Origin of the sequence: Haloarcula sp. CGMCC 1.2071, assembly GCF_037078445.1 — an archaeon.
Taxonomy (GTDB): domain Archaea; phylum Halobacteriota; class Halobacteria; order Halobacteriales; family Haloarculaceae; genus Haloarcula; species Haloarcula amylolytica.
Map to the genome: position 1 here is coordinate 1 of NZ_JAYMGY010000061.1, position 587 is coordinate 587.

A 587-nucleotide genomic window follows, 5' to 3' on the forward strand; every position below is an offset into this window, starting at 1 on the left:
CAATACCGAAACACACCACTGTTTCCGCAGCTACACACCACCATTTCCGAAGCTATTGGTGAAAGCGTGATTCAGTAATTCGAAAGATTTGCTTGCAGCATATTGTTGTCTTCAGCGGTTGATTGGATGATATTCGCGACTTCTTCGAATCGCGAGGTCGACAGCTAGACATCAAGGACGGCTTTGAGCGGAACATCAAGTTCGTATTCGTGATAGCGACCAGCGGAAAGACCTTCATTGCGCTCGTACACGCTGATGAGTCCGAGCATATTCATATCCGATAGATGGTCACGGACACGCCGTTCGCTAACGCTATCGGCATCGAGCCGGTCGTAAAGGTCACGAGAACGAATAGGAACTTCGTCAAGCGCCTGGTGATATGCAAGCGCACACAAGACAGCGTGTCCCTGTGTCGTAAGTTCTTGCATACCCCCGTAGAGCTGGTTCTTTTCGAGTTCATCCTCACACCCTGTCTCAGAGCGTTACTGCTTCGAAAATGCGTCCGCCGAAAACCCGGCGACGAAGCGCTCAAAATCATCCTTGAAACAGCGCTATGACGCCACCAACAATCGCTTACCCAAGAGCGT

The 587-nt window shown here is 50.6% G+C and carries 2 pseudogenes; one reads left to right on the forward strand and one right to left on the reverse strand.

What is annotated here, in order from left to right:
* Positions 1–71: 71 nt before the first annotated feature.
* Positions 72–464, reverse strand: a pseudogene (locus tag VI234_RS21215) (cell division control protein Cdc6); the annotation flags it as partial.
* Here VI234_RS21215 and VI234_RS21220 point away from each other — a divergent pair.
* Positions 462–557, forward strand: a pseudogene (locus VI234_RS21220) (IS1595 family transposase); the annotation flags it as partial. The pseudogenes VI234_RS21215 and VI234_RS21220 overlap by 3 nt on opposite strands.
* Between the last annotated feature and the right edge of the window lie 30 nt (positions 558–587).